This is a genomic window from Streptomyces sp. NPDC020362 (genome assembly GCF_040642095.1).
In the GTDB taxonomy this organism is placed as follows: Bacteria; Actinomycetota; Actinomycetes; order Streptomycetales; family Streptomycetaceae; genus Streptomyces.
In genome coordinates, this window is the sequence record NZ_JBFAET010000084.1 from 1 (window position 1) to 16,228 (window position 16,228).

The 16,228-nt window shown below is 71.6% G+C and carries 10 protein-coding genes and 1 pseudogene; 2 read left to right on the forward strand and 9 right to left on the reverse strand.

Annotated features, from left to right (window positions below; translation table 11 throughout):
* Nucleotides 1-211 precede the first annotated feature (211 nt).
* From AB0H32_RS26575 to AB0H32_RS26590, 4 genes are all read right to left on the reverse strand, one after another.
* Nucleotides 212-1,600, reverse strand: coding sequence for a S53 family peptidase (locus AB0H32_RS26575; protein WP_361125029.1), 1,389 nt, complete (start codon nt 1,598-1,600; stop codon nt 212-214).
* A 201-nt stretch (nt 1,601-1,801) separates the two neighbouring features.
* Nucleotides 1,802-3,247 (reverse strand): aldehyde dehydrogenase family protein, encoded by a 1,446-nt coding sequence (locus AB0H32_RS26580; protein WP_361125031.1) that lies wholly within the window; start codon nt 3,245-3,247, stop codon nt 1,802-1,804.
* 435 nt (nt 3,248-3,682) lie between these two features.
* Nucleotides 3,683-5,284, reverse strand: a complete 1,602-nt coding sequence (locus AB0H32_RS26585; RefSeq protein WP_361125033.1) for a PucR family transcriptional regulator — start codon at nt 5,282-5,284, stop codon at nt 3,683-3,685.
* A gap of 219 nt (nt 5,285-5,503) precedes the next feature.
* Nucleotides 5,504-7,924, reverse strand: a complete 2,421-nt coding sequence (locus AB0H32_RS26590) for an ATP/GTP-binding protein (protein ID WP_361125035.1) — start codon at nt 7,922-7,924, stop codon at nt 5,504-5,506.
* Nucleotides 7,925-8,174: 250 nt separating this feature from the next.
* Here AB0H32_RS26590 and gabT point away from each other — a divergent pair, with 250 nt between their 5' ends.
* Nucleotides 8,175-9,509 (forward strand): 4-aminobutyrate--2-oxoglutarate transaminase, encoded by a 1,335-nt coding sequence (gene gabT, locus AB0H32_RS26595; protein ID WP_361125037.1) that lies wholly within the window; start codon nt 8,175-8,177, stop codon nt 9,507-9,509.
* Nucleotides 9,510-10,225: 716 nt separating this feature from the next.
* Nucleotides 10,226-10,468, forward strand: a pseudogene (locus tag AB0H32_RS26600) (hypothetical protein); the annotation flags it as partial.
* 85 nt (nt 10,469-10,553) lie between these two features.
* Here AB0H32_RS26600 and AB0H32_RS26605 read toward each other — a convergent pair.
* The 5 genes from AB0H32_RS26605 to AB0H32_RS26625 form a co-directional block, all read right to left on the reverse strand.
* Nucleotides 10,554-12,359 carry a glycoside hydrolase family 18 protein gene (locus AB0H32_RS26605; RefSeq protein WP_361125039.1) on the reverse strand — a complete coding sequence of 602 codons (1,806 nt, stop codon included), beginning with the start codon at nt 12,357-12,359 and terminating at the stop codon, nt 10,554-10,556.
* A 103-nt stretch (nt 12,360-12,462) separates the two neighbouring features.
* A complete protein-coding gene (locus AB0H32_RS26610; protein ID WP_361125040.1) occupies nt 12,463-12,921 on the reverse strand; it encodes a hypothetical protein in 459 nt (152 codons plus the stop codon).
* 124 nt (nt 12,922-13,045) lie between these two features.
* The gene (locus tag AB0H32_RS26615; protein ID WP_361125042.1) at nt 13,046-14,476 is read right to left on the reverse strand and encodes an FAD-dependent oxidoreductase; all 1,431 of its coding nucleotides are present in this window, start codon (nt 14,474-14,476) and stop codon (nt 13,046-13,048) included.
* Between the two features lie 22 nt (nt 14,477-14,498).
* Nucleotides 14,499-15,299 (reverse strand): ABC transporter permease, encoded by an 801-nt coding sequence (locus AB0H32_RS26620; RefSeq protein ID WP_361125044.1) that lies wholly within the window; start codon nt 15,297-15,299, stop codon nt 14,499-14,501.
* Nucleotides 15,299-16,228, reverse strand: coding sequence for an ABC transporter permease (locus AB0H32_RS26625; protein ID WP_361125046.1), 930 nt, complete (start codon nt 16,226-16,228; stop codon nt 15,299-15,301). Before AB0H32_RS26625 ends, AB0H32_RS26620 begins: the two co-directional genes overlap by 1 nt.

Here is a 16,228-nt window from a genome sequence, read left to right on the forward strand (position 1 = left end):
CGCAACGTCGACACGGTGGAGTCGCGGGGCGCCCGGCCCCCCCAAGCGCGGGTGGGGGCCCCGCCCCGCCACCGCCCGCCGCCCACCGGCCTCCACGCCCACCACGGCGCCGTCTGGGGCCGCCGCGCCGCCCCGGGGGGGGGGCCCGGGCCCCCCGCCACCTGGTTCAGGTGGTTGTCAGGGGCGGAGCCCCTGTCGCGGGAGTGCCGCGTCAGCCGTGACGGCCCGCCTTCGCGAGGGCGGGCACGAAGCGGAGGGCGTCCAGCGTGCCCACGCCGGTGGCCATGTCGTAGCCGTTGACGGCCTTGTAGCCGGTGACGTGCTCGTAGCTGTTGTCCGTGCCGTCGTTGACGTCCACGACGCCGGTGTTCGGGTCGTGGTGGGCGGCGCGACGGGAGAGGTCGTACAGCGCCTCGTTGATGTTGCCCAGCCGGTGGCCGGCCGCCTGGTCGGCGAGGGCGACGATGCCCGAGAAGAGCGGGCTCGCCTCACTGGTGCCGCCGGATACGTCCCAGCCGGTGGCCGTCGGGGCGTAGCTGGAGTAGACCCAGGCGCCGCCGTTGACCGCGGCGGCCATCGAGATGTCCGGGGTGCCGCGGCGGGCGCCGACGACGTTCTTCACGCCGTCCTGGAAGGCGGGCCGGGAGAAGACGTGGGACTGACCGCCGCCGCCCGCGCCGTAGTCGTTGTAGACGCTGTCCGGCTTGACGCGCTCACCCTTGTCGTTCAGGTGGAGCTGGGTGCCGCCGATGGAGGTGACCAGCGGGTCCGAGGACGGCCAGGAGTTGACGCGCTTCTTGTAGTACGTCTTGCCGTCCGCCTGCATGTCGGTGGCGCCGCCGTCGCCGGAGGAGGCGAGGACCGTCACGTGCTTGCGGTCCGCGGCCTGGAAGGCGTAGCGCAGCTTCTTGATGCTGGTGAAGTCTCCCCTGCCGAAACCGGGGAAGGTGTTCTCGGTGGCGCCGAAGCTCTGGCTGATGACGTCGCCGACGCCCTGGTCGATCATGTGCTTCTCGGCGGACATCATCTCGGGCAGACCGGTGGTGCCCTCGGTCTCCGAGACCGCCGTCTCCACCAGGACGATCTTGGCGCCGGGCGCCACGGCGTGGGCCATCTCGACGTCCAGCGTGGTCTCACCGGCCCAGCCGGTCATCTCCGAGTTCTTGGGGTCGAAGGCGGGGACGTGACCCCACTTGACCACCTTGACCTTGGTGCTGGGCAGGCCGAACTGCTTGCTGTAGACGTCGAGGTCGTGCTGGACGGTCGGGGAACCGAACGAGTCGACGATGACGATGGTGCGCCCCTTGCCCGTGACGCCCTTGCGGTACAGCGGGTTGAGGTTGTACGCCTTGCGGTACTGGAGCGGGGTGTAGCAGTTGATGTGCCACTTGGCCTGGCACTGCGCGATGGGGAGCGGGCTGGCCACTCCGTGCACCAGATTGTGTCCGGCGATGGCCGGAACCGCCTTGGTGTGCGGTACGGCGGCGGGCGCGGCAGCGGTGACGCCGGCCTGCGAGGTGGTCGCCAGCGCGGCGGCGACGAGGGCGGCGGTGGCGGCCGCGGATGCCGCGACGCCACGCCCGGTACGGGCTATGTGCATGAATTCCCCTGAGTGGCCCTGAGTCGTCCTGAGTCGGACGAAGTGGTCATGCGCATCCCACCGGGCGAGTCATGCACAGGACAAGGTTATTGAACTGTAGATGTCGAATCCTTTACCGAGGCAGTACCCCGCCGGACACACGAACGGCCGCAGCCCCCGCACAGTGGGCTGCGGCCGTTGTGCCGACCTGTCCGTGGCAGGTCAGAGCGCGAGACCGGTGAGGACCAGCACGCGCTCGTATGTGTAGTCGTCCATCGCGAACTTCACGCCCTCGCGGCCCACACCGGACTGCTTGGCGCCGCCGTACGGCATCTGGTCGGCGCGGTAGGACGGAACGTCGCCGACGACGACACCGCCGACCTCCAGGGCGCGGTGGGCGCGGAAGGCGACCTGGACGTCGCGGGTGAACACGCCTGCCTGGAGGCCGTACTTGGAGTCGTTGACGGCGGCGAAGGCCTCGGCCTCGCCGTCGACCTTCTGCACGGTCAGGACCGGGCCGAAGACCTCCTCGCAGGAGATGGTCGTGTCGGCCGGCACCTCGGTGAGGACGGTCGGCGCGTAGGAGGCGGCGTCGCGCTTGCCGCCGGTGAGGAGCTTGGCGCCGGCGGCGACCGCCTCGTCCACCCACGCCTCGACGCGCTTGGCGGCGTCCTCGCTGACCAGCGGGCCGACATCGGTCTTGTCGTCGGTCGGGTCACCGGTGACCTGGGCCTCGACGGCGGCGACGATGCGGGGCAGCAGACGGTCGTAGACGGAGGCGTCCGCGATCACGCGCTGCACGGAGATGCAGGACTGGCCGCCCTGGTAGTTGGAGAAGGTCGCGATGCGGGTCGCGGCCCAGTCGAGGTCGGCGTCGGAGGCGTAGTCACCGAGCACGACCGCGGCACCATTGCCGCCCAGCTCCAGGGTGCAGTGCTTGCGCGGCACCGAGTCCATGATCGCGTAGCCGACCTTCTCGGAGCCGGTGAAGGAGATCACCGGCAGCCGCTCGTCCTGGACGAGGGCGGGCATGCGGTCGTTGGAGACCGGGAGGATCGACCAGGAGCCGGCGGGCAGGTCCGTCTCGGCGAGCAGGTCGCCGATGATCAGGCCCGAGAGCGGGGTGGCCGGGGCCGGCTTGAGGATGATCGGGGCGCCGGCGGCGATGGCCGGGGCGACCTTGTGGGCGCACAGGTTCAGCGGGAAGTTGAACGGCGCGATGCCGAGGACGACGCCCTTCGGGAAGCGGCGGGTGAGGGCGAGACGGCCCTGGCCGCCGAGGTCGGTGTCGAGCCGCTGGGCCTCGCCGCCGTTGAAGCGCCGGGCCTCCTCGGCCGCGAACCGGAACACCGACACGGCGCGGCCGACCTCACCGCGGGCCCACTTGATCGGCTTGCCGTTCTCGGCGGAGATCAGCTGGGCGATCTCCTCGGTGCGCTCGACCAGGCGCTTGCTGACGTGGTCGAGGGCGGCGGCGCGGACGTGCGCCGGGGTGGCGGCGAACTCGTCCCGCACGGCGTACGCGGCGGCAACGGCCTCCTCGACCTGGGCGTCGGTCGGCACGCTGACCGTGCCGACGAGCCGGCCGTCCCACGGAGAGGTGACGTCGAAGGTGTCCTCGCCGGTGACCTGGCGGCCGGCGAGCCAGAAGGCGTGGGTGGCCCCCACAATATTTTCCTGGGGCATTGCGAGTCCCGGCCCTTCCGCGTTGGGAGTGTTCTTACGGTTCGTGGTCCACGGTAGGGCGGGGACGGGCAGGGGTCGCTTGTCCGAGTCGTACTGGTGGGGATGACCGATGCTCCGCTTTGGCGTGATGGCGCCCCCACCCTCATCACTCGGCCGACCCAACCGGGCGGCGGCGCGGCCCACCGAGCCCACAACAGCACGCCTCCGACCTCGCGCCGAGGTCCTGGCCATCCCCGCTCGGCCGACCGAGTCGGGGCAGTGGGGCCCAGCGAGCACCGACGAGAGCAATGGCCCGGCCTTGCCCGCTCGCCCTGCCCTCAGGTCCTTGCCCTCGCCACTCGGCCGAGCGAGTCGGGTGGTGGGTGGGCGCAGGCGGGGGCCAGGGGACGCGGGGCCAGGGGCGGAGCCCCTGGGCGGTCACTCCGGTGAGGTCGCCTTCAACGCCAGCCACAGCTCCATCCGGACGTCGGGATCGTCCAGGCTGCGCCCGAGAATCTCCTCCACCCTCCGCATCCGGTACCGCAACGTGTGCCGGTGCACCCCGAGGTCGGCCGCCGCCGCGTCCCACTGGCCGTGGCGGGAGAGCCACGCCCGCAGCGAGGCGACCAGATCCCCCCGCCCCGTCGCGTCGTGCTCGTGCAGCGCCCGCAGCAACCCGTCGGCGAACGCCTTCACCGCGTCGTCGGCCAGCAGCGGCAGCACGGACCCCGCCGCCAGCTGCTCGTGCTCCACCAGCACCCGCCCCCGCCGCCGGGCCACCGACAGCGCCTGCTCGGCCTGCTTGTAGGCAGCAGCCGCGGCGATCGGCCCGACCGGTGCGGACAGACCGACGACCAGTTCGTCCTCGTCGCCGGCCGCCTGCTCGGGCACGGCCCGCGCTGCCTCCAGCGTGGCCGCGTAGGCGGCACACGCGGTCACCGCCGCACCCCCGTCCGCGGCCAGCACCACCAGCCGCTCCCCCTCGGGCACGACGAGCAAGGCCTCCCCGGCACGCGCCGCCGCCGACTCCGCGGCCTCGGCGATGCCGGCCAGCGCATCGCCGTCCGCCTCGGCGCGGGCCCGTGCGGCGGCGCTGGGCGGTGACTCCGCGACGATGATCCGGAAGGGTGCGTCGAGCAGCCCGCCGTACAGGTCCCCGGCGACGGCCCGGGCGTGGTCCGGCTCGCCGGCGAGCAGCATGCGCAGCACCGCCGCGCCGACCCGCTGTTCGGCCGCGTGCAGGGAGCGGGAGCGTTCGGTGGTGAGGGTGAGCAGGGCGATCGCGGAGTGCACGGCGTACCGCTCGGCGGTGCCGGGGGCGGCGGCCGTACCGACGGCGAGCGCGGCGCGCGGGCGCCGGCCGGTCCCCAGGGAGTGCAGCTCCACCCGGTCCTCGTTGTCGGGTCCGCCGACCACCGAGGAGGCGGGCGCGGGCCGCTCGCGGAGCCGTTCGACATCGGCGGTGAGGCGGGCGGCCCGGCGGCCGGCCCACTCCGGAGCGGTGGCGACCACGGCGCCCGAGGCGTCGTACAGCGCCGCCCACCCGTCGACCTGCGCGGCGAGCGCGGCCAGAAGCCCTTCGGGGCCGGCGTTCAGGGCCTGCTTGGTCAGCTCGCGCTGGGCGGCGAAGCCCGCCGTGACGGCCCGGTACTGGTCGGCGGCGATCGCGGCGGACACGGCTTTGCTGATGGCGAGGAACGGGGTGCGGCGGGGCACCTCCAGCAGCGGCAGCCCCTCCTCCTCGGCGGCGTCCACGAGAGCCTTGGGGATCTCCTCGTAGTTCACGCCGACCGCGAAGCCGAGCCCCACGACCCCCGCGCCGGCCAGCCGCTTCACGTACCGCCGCATCGCCTCCGGATCCTCCGCGTCCAGCTTGAGCGCGGTGATCAGCAGCAGCTCGCCGCCCTCCATGTAGGGCACGGGGTCGGCCAGCTCGCTCACGTGTGCCCAGCGGACGGGCACGTCGAGACGGTCCTCGCCGGCGCGCACGGTCAGCTTGAGCGCGGAGTGGTGGACGAGCGAGGCGAGGGTCGGGGGCATGAGGCCTTCAGTGGGAGAACCAGAACAGCAGGTCGCGGAGATCCGGTGATCTTTGTGATCAATTGGCCGCCGCGTACGAACAGCCTATGCCGTTTCTGCCTCACCGTACGGTCCCACGGTCGGTCCCACGGTCGGTCTCGCTGTCGGTTCATCGTCGGACTCGTCGTCGAACTCGTCGTCGGTCTCGCCGTCCGGTTCGCGATGTCCCGCGGCCGCGCCTCAGCCCCGCAGATCGACCAGCAGCGGCGGTGCGTGCTCGCCCTGCACGGTCGTCAGCGACAGCACCGCATGCCCCGGCGGCACCTCGTGCGCCAGCTGGGAGGCCGACCAGCGCTCGCGCTCGACCTTCCGCACGGTGACCGCGTCGGTGGTGACCGGCTTGCCCGTGCCCAGTTTCCGCACGGCGTGGATCATCCGGGTCAGCGGCTGGTCCGCGAACACCGTGTGCTTGGCGACCTCGGTGGTCTCCACCCACTCGGTGCCCCACACCTGGGCGAACAGGGCGCCTTCCCAGGTGGTGACGCCGGAGAAGGCGACATGGCAGCCGACGGCGGCGAGCAGCGGCTGACGCAGCTGCTCCGGTACGTCGCCCAGGGCCCGCAGGTTCAGCACCACGCCCGCGTTGCCCTGCCGCAGCCGCCGCAGGGAGCGTACGGACTCGGCGGTGATCGCCTGCGTGGCGTCGTCCAGGACGAGGCAGGCGAACAGGGACCGGTCCTGGCGGGCGGTCATCGCGGCCGTGAACTGGACCAGCAGCAGCCGGGTCAGCAGCCGGGAGGCCTCCGGGTGCGCCCGCTCCGGCAGGTCGATCCTGACCCTCAGGGGGTGGTCGAGGGCGCGCAGGCTGAAGGGCCGTGCGTCCGGGGAGGTGTCGAAGAAGCCCTCGAAGGCCGGGCGGTCGAGGCAGGCGATCCGGTCGGCGAGCACGACGCCCGGGTCCCCGGGCACACCGGCCTGCCGTGCGCGCGCGTCGAGTTCCCGGTGCAGGGCCGGGTGCGTCCCGGGGTCGAGCAGGGCCCTCAGCCCGTCCATTGCCGACGGCACCCCGTCGAGCAGCTCCCGCAGCTCGCCCACGGACGGGAAGCGGCCGTGGGCGGCCCGGAAGGGGCCGAGCAGCTGGGCCAGCACGGTCCCCGCCCGGCGCAGGTCGACCTCGCCCAGGTCTCCCACGAGGGTGTCCGCGAGGAGCGCCGCCGCCTCGTCCGGGTCCTCGGCCCCTCCGTACAGGTCGAGGTCGTACACCGAGGCCTGGTCCCCCGGCCGCACCACGATGTCGTAGCCCTGGTCGGCCCCCAGCGGAGTTCCGGCGGCGGACACCACGACGAGCGCCGCCTGCCCGGCCAGCGCCTGGAGCGCGAGGGACTCGGCGACGGGCCGCACCAGGCGCTCGGTCTTGCCCGCGCCGGAGGGGCCGACGGCCAGCAGGGAGGTGCCCAGCGTGCCGGGGTCGACGGCGGCACCCACGTCCCGGCGGGCGGGCGGCGTGCGCTCGGCGACCGCGTACCGGCCGATGCGCACCTGGGAGGTCAGCAGGTCGTGGACCGCGGTACGGGCGGGCAGATCCCGCTCCCCCGACGGGTGCGCGCAGGCACGGGCTCCCTCGTGGAGCACGGCCGAGGCGAAGGCGTCCAGGCGTGAGGGGTGGGCCACCACGGAGGCCCAGGCGCGGCGGATGCGTGCGCAGTCCACGTCGTTCATCCGGCCGGTGCGCGCCTCCTCGGCCAGCCGGTCGGCCGCGGCGTTCTGTCCCAGGGCGCGCAGCTCGGGCCAGTCGGCCGGGGTCTCGGCGACGGCCTCCGCAGCGGTCTCGGCGCCGGGCTCGGGGCGGCGCACTCCGCGCAGCAGCCTCCGCCAGTCGCCCGCCACGGCGAACGGCCACAGGCCCAGGAGGGTGAGCAGCGTGTTGAACACACGCAGCCGGTGCACGGTGCTCACGTCGGTGGGCCCGAAGAGCCAGTCGGACGGGGTCAGGCTGACCGCGAGCCGCTCGTAGGGCAGCAGTTCACGCCAGACGACCAGCCAGACGACCAGTGCCCCGACGACGGCGGCGCGCAGTGCGCGGGAGGGCTGCGGGCGGGAGATCACGTACCGCTGCGCCACCTCTTTCCAGTTGCCGACCCGCCCGAAGTAGTAGAGCACCAGGGTGGCGAAGAGGCTGTCGTAGACGGCGCGTGCCGTAAGTGCCTCGCGGGGTTCCGACAGCGGCGTCCACCACTCGGACGGCGTCACCAGTTCCAGCAGGATGTTCTTGTGGGGCACCAGGTTGTTGGCCCACAGCGACCACACGAGGAGTGCGGCCAGCAGCGCGCCGACCGCGCCCGTCAGCAGGGCCCGGTCGGAGACCCGGTCGGGCGCGTCCTGGGGACGGGGACGGTACCCGTAGCGCCACAGACCCGGCTCGGCCGCGGCCCGCGGGGCGAGCAGCCAGGACAACAGGCCGCCGGGGTCCGCGCCCGGTGCCGCCCGGCCCTCGCCGGGCTTGTGGCCGGGCCGGGGCGGGAGGGCCGGGGCCGCTGGATACGCGGCGGGTCCCGGCGTCGGGGGGCCGGCCTCGTGGCCCGTGCCGCCCGGCGGCGCGGAGGGCCGCGGAACGCCGTGCCGCCGCGTGCCGCGTGTGTCCTTCGTGCCGTCCGAGTCCATCGAGCCTGCCCCTTGACCAGCCGTTCCGTCCACCGTCAGCGAGCCAATCTAATGCCCCGGCAAGGGGAGTTCACTGCTTACGCGGCCGAAGAGGACGGCCCGTCCGGGCGCACTCCGCCCGCGCTGCTATGTCCACCGCGGACAACCGGCCTCCCCGACAACGCCCACATGGAGCATGCCCACCCCCCACACCCCGCCTTAGCCTGCGAGAAAAGAAGGCAAGCGTCCGTAATACCCCCAGGAGCCCCTCATGACCGCACTTCCGCAGGAGCGCCGCGTCGTCACCGCCATCCCCGGCCCGAAGTCGCAGGAGCTGCAGTCCCGCCGCCTCGCCGCGGTCGCGCAGGGCGTGGGCTCCGTGCTGCCCGTGTTCACCACGCGCGCGGGCGGCGGCATCATCGAGGACGTCGACGGCAACCGCCTCATCGACTTCGGTTCCGGCATCGCCGTGACCTCCGTCGGCGCCTCCGCCGAGGCCGTCGTACGCCGCGCGAGCGCCCAGCTGGCCGACTTCACCCACACCTGTTTCATGGTCACCCCGTACGAGGGCTACGTGGAGGTCGCCGAGGCCCTCGCCGAGCTGACCCCGGGTGACCACGCCAAGAAGTCGGCGCTGTTCAACTCCGGCGCCGAGGCCGTCGAGAACGCCGTCAAGATCGCGCGTGCGTACACCAAGCGCCAGGCGGTCGTCGTGTTCGACCACGGCTACCACGGCCGTACGAACCTCACCATGGCGCTGACCGCGAAGAACATGCCGTACAAGCACGGCTTCGGTCCCTTCGCGCCCGAGGTCTACCGTGTCCCGGTCGCCTACGCCTACCGCTGGCCGACCGGCCCGGAGAACGCGGGCCCCGAGGCCGCCAAGATGGCCATCGACCAGATCACCAAGCAGGTCGGCCCGGACAACGTGGCCGCGATCATCATCGAGCCGGTGCTCGGTGAGGGCGGCTTCATCGAGCCGGCCAAGGGCTTCCTGCCGGCGATCAGCCAGTTCGCCAAGGACAACGGCATCGTCTTCGTCGCCGACGAGATCCAGTCCGGCTTCTGCCGCACCGGCCAGTGGTTCGCCTGCGAGGACGAGGGCATCGTCCCGGACCTGATCACCACCGCCAAGGGCATCGCCGGCGGTCTGCCGCTGGCCGCCGTCACGGGTCGCGCCGAGATCATGGACGCCGCGCACGCGGGCGGCCTGGGCGGCACCTACGGCGGCAACCCGGTCGCCTGCGCCGGTGCGCTCGGCGCCATCGAGACGATGAAGGAGCTGGACCTCAACGCCAGGGCGAAGAACATCGAGGCGGTCATGAAGTCCCGCCTCGGCGCCATGGCCGAGAAGTTCGACATCATCGGTGACATCCGTGGCCGCGGCGCCATGATCGCCATCGAGCTGGTGAAGGACCGCGCCACCAAGGAGCCGAACCCGGAGGCGACCGCCGCGCTCGCCAAGGCCTGCCACCAGGAGGGCCTGCTGGTCCTGACCTGTGGCACGTACGGCAACGTGCTGCGCTTCCTGCCCCCGCTGGTCATCGGCGAGGACCTCCTGAACGAGGGCCTCGACATCATCGAGCAGGCCTTTTCGCGCATCTGAGCGAGTGGCCCGCACCTCTGAAGGGCACCTGCGGCAGGCGGTGTGAAGAAGGTGTGCGGGGTGGATGACGGGACGCGATTCCGTCTGCCCAAGCGCCTCGGGCTGCCGTAGGTTCTACCCAGATGAGAGATACACCCCGTCCACAGGGGACTGTGGGCGATTTCAGGCCGGGGCCTCCCCAGCTTCGACCTGGTCGTGCCCTCGCGCACACAACCGGGGCCTGACGGCTCCGGGATCTCCTCACCGATCGGACGGTCGCCGCCCCAAACCCCCCGGGGCGCGCGACGTCCCGATCCGGACGGCCGCCTCGAAACCACCCCCCCTGTTCCGGGGCGGCCGACCTCCTTCTCTCTTTTCCTTCTCCTGTCGCTTTTCTCGCGCTTCGGCTCGGCCGCCTTCCTCCCCCTGCGGCCGCACCTGCGAAGCTGGGACCCGTGTCGACCTCAGCCCGCCGCGCCCTGCTCCTCGGCGTCCCGGCCCTCGCCTTCGCCCTGATCACCTGGCAGGTCGTCGCCCGCGGCCCGCTGCTGCGCCTGGACGCGCGGCTGAGCCGGGTGCTCGTCCACCCGGACCGGTTCTCCGAACAGCTCGCCGACCTCGGCAACATCCAGGTCGCCGTCCCGGTGCTCGTCCTCGCCCTGGCCTGGTGCGCCTGGCACGGCCGCGCCTCCGGCACGGGCCGGTGGTGGCTGCCGCCCGCCGCGGCGGGCGTCCTGATGGCGCTGGTCCCGGCGATCGTCGTACCGCTGAAGGACTGGACCGCCCGGCCGGGAACCCCCGTGGTCCCCCCGGCCGTCGGCTACTTCCCTTCCGGCCATACGGCGACGGCGGCGATCGCCTACGGTTCCGCGACCCTGCTCCTCCTGCCCCGGCTCCGCACGCCCACCGCCCGCCGGGCCCTGGTGGGCGGTTGCACGGCCCTCGTGTTCGCCGTCTCCTACGGCCTGGTCCGCCGGGGCTGGCACTGGCCGCTGGACGTGGTGGCCAGCTGGTGCCTGTGCACGGTGCTGCTGACCACCCTGTCCTTCGTGCTCGGCCGGGGCGTCAGCCGAAGTACGCGTCGAAGGTCTTCTGGAACTCCCAGTTCGAGTAGCGGTCCCAGTTCACCGACCACGTCATCAGACCCCGCAGGGCCGGCCACGTCCCGTGCGTCGCATACGAGCCGCAGTTCGTCCTCTTCGTCAGACAGTCCAGGGTCCTGGTGACCTCGGCCGGAGCCACGTAGCCGTTGCCCGCGTTCGTCGACGCCGGCATGCCGATGGCGACCTGGTCGGGGCGCAGCGGCGGGAAGACGTTGTTCGCGTCGCCCGCGACCGGGAAGCCGGTGAGCAGCATGTCGGTCATGGCGATGTGGAAGTCGGCGCCGCCCATGGAGTGGTACTGGCTGTCCAGTCCCATGATGGGCCCCGAGTTGTAGTCCTGGACGTGCAGCAGGGTGAGGTCGTCGCGCAGGGCGTGGATCACCGGGAGGTACGCGCCGCAGCGCGGGTCCTGGCCGCCCCACTTGCCGGTGCCGTAGAACTGGTAGCCGTTCTGCACGAAGAAGGTCTCCGGGGCCATGGTCAGCACGAACTTCGCGCCGTACTCGGCCTTGAGGGTCTTCAGCGCCGAGATCAGGTTGACGATCACGGGCGTGGTGGGGTGCTTGAAGTCCGTGTCGTTCGCGTCCAGGGACAGCGAGTGGCCCTCGAAGTCGATGTCGAGGCCGTCGAGCCCGTAGTCGTCGATGATCTTCGAGACGGAGGAGACGAAGGTGTCGCGGGCCGCCGTGGTGGTCAGCTGGACCTGGCCGTTCTGGCCGCCGATCGAGATCAGGACCTTCTTCCCGGCCGCCTGCTTGGCCTTGATGGCCGCCTTGAAGTCGGCGTCGGACTCGGCGTTCGGGCATTCGGTGACCGGGCAGCGGTTGAAGCGGATGTCGCCGGAGGTCGCCGAGGTGGGTTCTCCGAAGGCGAGGTCGATGACGTCCCAGCTGCCGGGCACGTCGGCGAGGCGGGTGTATCCGGAGCCGTTGGCGAAGGTGGCGTGGAGGTAGCCGACCAGGGCGTGGGCGGGCAGGCCGGGCGAGCCGCCACCGGTACCGGTCGTGGTCGTCGCGGTCACCGCGGCCGACCTTGCGGACTCCCCGGCGTCGTTGCTCGCGGTGACCTGGAAGCTGTACGCCGTCGAGGGCGCGAGGCCCGTGACGGTGGCCGAAGTGCCGCTCACCGTCTGGACCTTGACCCCGTCGCGGTAGACGGCGTAGCCGGTGGCGCCGGTCACGGCCGGCCAGGACAGGGCGACGGAGGAGGACGTGATCGTGCCCGCCGTGAGGCCGGTGGGCGCGGCGGGCGGCTGCCCGGCGGACGCTCCCGGGCCGACCAGGGAGATGTCGTCGGCGTAGTAGGCGCCGGTGCCGTACCAGCCGTGGCTGTAGAGGGTCACCCTGGTCGTGGCGGCGCCTGTGGTGAACGTGGTGGTCAGCTTCTGCCAGTCGGGGGCGGACTGGGTCCAGGTGGAGACGTCGGTGGTGCCGGTGCCGTTCGCGCCGAGGTAGACGTAGGAGCCGCGGACGTAACCGGTCAGCGTGTACCGCGCGTTCGGCTGGACGGTCACCGTCTGCGCGCACTGGGCGTCGTCGCTGCCCGCAGGAGTGGCCTGCAGCGCTGAACTTCCGCCGTGGACAGGCGAGTTGACCGTCGTACCGGCTGTACAGGTCCAGCCGTCGAGGCCGGATTCGAAGCCGCCGTTGCGGACCAGGTCCGCGTCGGCCGCACGGGCGGCCGACGAGAGCGCGGTGATGCCGGGCACGGCCAGCAGTGCGGCCGTGAGCAGGGCGAGGACGGATCTGGGACGTCGTGCGCTGTGCACGCTTGGGGCGCGGTCCACAAGGGCCTCCGGCAGAGGGGGAGTTGGAGGGGTGGAGCGCACTCAACTTGGTCCAGACCAATCCTCTTGTCAAGGTGTCCGGGCGCTACCCCTCCCCGCCCCCGCCCCTCGCCGGCCCCGCCGCCGCCTCGTGCATCGCCAGCTCCAGCAACGCCGGGTCGGTCAGCGCCCCGGAGCCGTCCGGCGGCACCAGCCAGCGCACGCCGCGCGTCGCCCGGCCCGGGTGCGGCACGACGATCCAGGTGCCGGGTCCGGCGGTACGGATGCCGGTGCCGAGCCAGCGGGCCGCGGTGCCCGGCGGCACGAAGAAGCCGACCCGGTTGTCCCCGACATCGGCCAGCACCGGCCCGGGCCGGTCGAGGACGCGGGTGAGCACGCCGAGCGTGGGACAGCCGAGGCCGCCCGGCAGGATCAGTACGTCCCAGGCCTTGCCGGCGGGCAGCAGCGCGACCCCCATGGGGTTGCGCTCCCACTCCCACCGGCAGGCCTCGGGATCCGGTGCGACGGATGCCAGCCACTCGACCGCTGTCTTCGCCCCAGTCATGAGAAGGCCTCCCTTTCTCTCGTGGACGCGGTCACGTCCCGAGGGAGAGGGAGGCCTTGCGGCAGGCATTACGCAGGTTGCCCGTCCTCTTTTGAGTGAGGCAGGTCACACCGGACCGGCGGGCTCAGCTGTCGAAGCCCAGCCCGAGCCGGTCCATCGTCCGCAGCCACAGATTGCGTCGGCCGCCGTGCTCGTCCGCGCGGGCCAGCGACCACTTGGTGAGCGCGATACCGGTCCAGGCGAACGGCTCCGGCGGGAACGGCAGCGGCTTCTTGCGGACCATCTCCAGGCGGGTGCGCTCGGTGTCCTCGCCGTCCAGCAGATCGAGCATCACGTCGGCGCCGAAGCGCGTGGCCCCGACGCCGAGGCCGGTGTAGCCCGCCGCGTACGCCACGTTCCCCCGGTGGGCCGTGCCGAAGAACGCCGAGAAGCGCGAGCAGGTGTCGATCGCACCGCCCCAGGCGTGCGTGAAGCGGACGCCCTCCAGCTGCGGGAAGCAGGTGAAGAAGTGCCCGGCGAGCTTGGCGTAGGTCTCCGGGCGGTCGTCGTACTCGGCACGCACCCGGCCGCCGTAGTGGTGGATCGCGTCGTAGCCGCCCCACAGGATCCGGTTGTCGCTGGACAGCCGGAAGTAGTGGAACTGGTTCGCCGAGTCCCCGAGGCCCTGGCGGTTCTTCCAGCCGATCGACGCCAGCCGATCGGCGGAGAGCGGCTCGGTCATCAGCGCGTAGTCGTAGACCGGGACGGTGTAGGAGCGCACGCGCCGCAGGAGGCTCGGGAAGATGTTCGTGCCGAGCGCGACCTTGCGGGCGCGGACCGAGCCGTAGGGGGTACGGACGGCCATGCCGGCGCCGTACTGCCTCAGGCTCAGGGCGGGCGTGTGCTCGTAGACGCGCACGCCGAGCCCGATGCAGGCCTGCTTCAGGCCCCAGGCCAGCTTCGCGGGGTGCAGCATGGCCACGCCCCGGCGGTCCCACAGGCCCGCCTCGAAGGTGGGCGAGGCGACCTGCTCGCGCACGGCGTCGGCGTCCAGGAACTCGATGCCGTCCGCGAGCCCCTTCTCCTCCAGCTCCCGGTGCCAGTCGCGCAGTTCCCAGGCCTGGTATGTCTCGGTGGCGACGTCGATCTCGCCGGTGCGCTCGAAGTCGCAGTCGATGCCGTGCCGGGCGACCGCCGCCTCGATCTCGTCGAGGTTGCGCTCGCCCAGCTTCTGGAGCTGGTGGATCTCGTCCGGCCAGCGGCTGATGCCGTTGGGCAGGCCGTGCGTGAGGGAGGCGGCGCAGAAGCCGCCGTTGCGGCCGGAGGCGGCCCAGCCCACCTCGCGGCCTTCCAGCAGCACCACATCGCGCTGCGGGTCGCGCTCCTTGGCGTTGAGCGCGGTCCACAGTCCGCTGTAGCCGCCGCCGACGACCAGCAGGTCGCAGGTGTCGGCGCCGGTGAGGGCGGGCTCGGCGGGGGGCTTGCCGGGGTCTTCCAGCCAGTACGGAACCGGCTGGGCTTCGGAAAGAGAAGCGATCCAGTTGTCTTTGCCACGACTCATGGCGCTCGGGGCCATGATTTCAACTCCCTACAGAGCCTTACGCCTTTTGACTGTTGCGGCGGTTGGTGATCAGCATCGAGACCAGGACGAACAGTACGGCGACCAGGAACATTGCCGTACCGATGACATTGATCTGAACGGGCGTTCCGCGCTGCGCCGAACCCCACACGAACATGGGGAAGGTGACGGTCGAACCCGCGTTGAAATTGGTGATGATGAAATCGTCGAAGGAGAGCGCGAAGGACAGCAGCGCGCCCGCGGCGATTCCGGGTGCCGCGATCGGCAGGGTGACCCGCACGAAGGTCTGCACGGGGCCGGCGTACAGGTCCCGGGCGGCCTCCTCCAGGCGCGGGTCCATCGACATCACACGCGCCTTGACGGCGGTGACGACGAAGCTGAGGCAGAACATGATGTGCGCGATCAGGATCGTCATGAAGCCGAGCTGGGCGCCCATGTTGAGGAACAGGGTGAGCAGCGAGGCGGCCATGACGACCTCGGGCATCGCCATCGGCAGGAAGATCAGCGAGTTGATGGCGCCGCGCGCACGGAAGCGGTAGCGGACCAGCGCGAAGGCGATCATCGTGCCGAGGACGGTGGCCCCGACCGTCGCCCAGAGGGCGATCTGGAGGCTGATGGACAGCGAGCCGCACATGTCGGCGACGCCGCACGGGTCCTTCCAGGCGTCCGTGGAGAACTGCTGCCACTCGTAGTTGAAGCGCCCCTTCGGCTTGTTGAAGGAGAACACCGTGACGATGACGTTGGGCAGCAGGAGATAGGCGAGCGTCAGGAGGCCCGCGATGACGACGAGATGGCGCTTGAACCAGGTGACGAGGGGCATCAGACCAGATCCTCCGTCCCGGCTCTGCGGATGTAGATCGTGACCATGGCCAGGATCGCGGCCATGAGGATGAAGGAGAGGGCGGCGGCCGTCGGGTAGTCCAGAATGCGCAGGAACTGCGTCTGGATGACGTTGCCGATCATGCGGGTGTCGGTGGAGCCGAGGAGCTCGGCGTTGACGTAGTCACCGGCCGCCGGGATGAAGGTCAGCAGCGTGCCGGAGACCACGCCCGGCATCGACAGCGGGAAGGTGACCTTGCGGAAGGTGGTCCACGGCTTGGCGTACAGGTCGCCGGCCGCCTCGTGCAGCCGTCCGTCGATCCGCTCCAGCGAGGTGTAGAGCGGAAGGATCATGAACGGCAGGAAGTTGTACGTCAGTCCGCACACCACCGCGAGCGGGGTGGCGAGGACGCGGTCGCCGGCCGTCCAGCCGAGGAAGTCGGTGAGGTCCAGGATGTGCAGCGAGTTCAGGGTGTGCACGACCAGGCCGTTGTCGGCGAGGATCGTCTTCCACGCCAGGGTGCGGATCAGGAAGCTGGTGAAGAACGGCGCGATCACCAGGATCATGATCAGGTTCTTCCAGCGGCCCGCCCGGAACGCGATCAGATAGGCGAGCGGGTAGCCGAGCACCAGGCACAGCAGGGTCGCGGCGGCCGCGTAGAAGACCGAGCGCAGGAACTGCGGCCAGTACTCGGACAGCGCGTCCCAGTACGTCGCGAAGTGCCAGGTGATCTTGTAGCCCTCTTCCAGGGAGCCCGTCTGCACGGACGTGGAGGCCTGGTAGATCATCGGCAGCGCGAAGAAGACGACCAGCCACAGGATGCCGGGCAGCAGCAGCCAGTACGGCGTGAACCGGCCGCGCTTGCGCGGTGGCTTCTTCGCGGGTTCTGCGGGTGCGAGAGGCGGGGGCGCCTCGGTGAGCGTCGACAT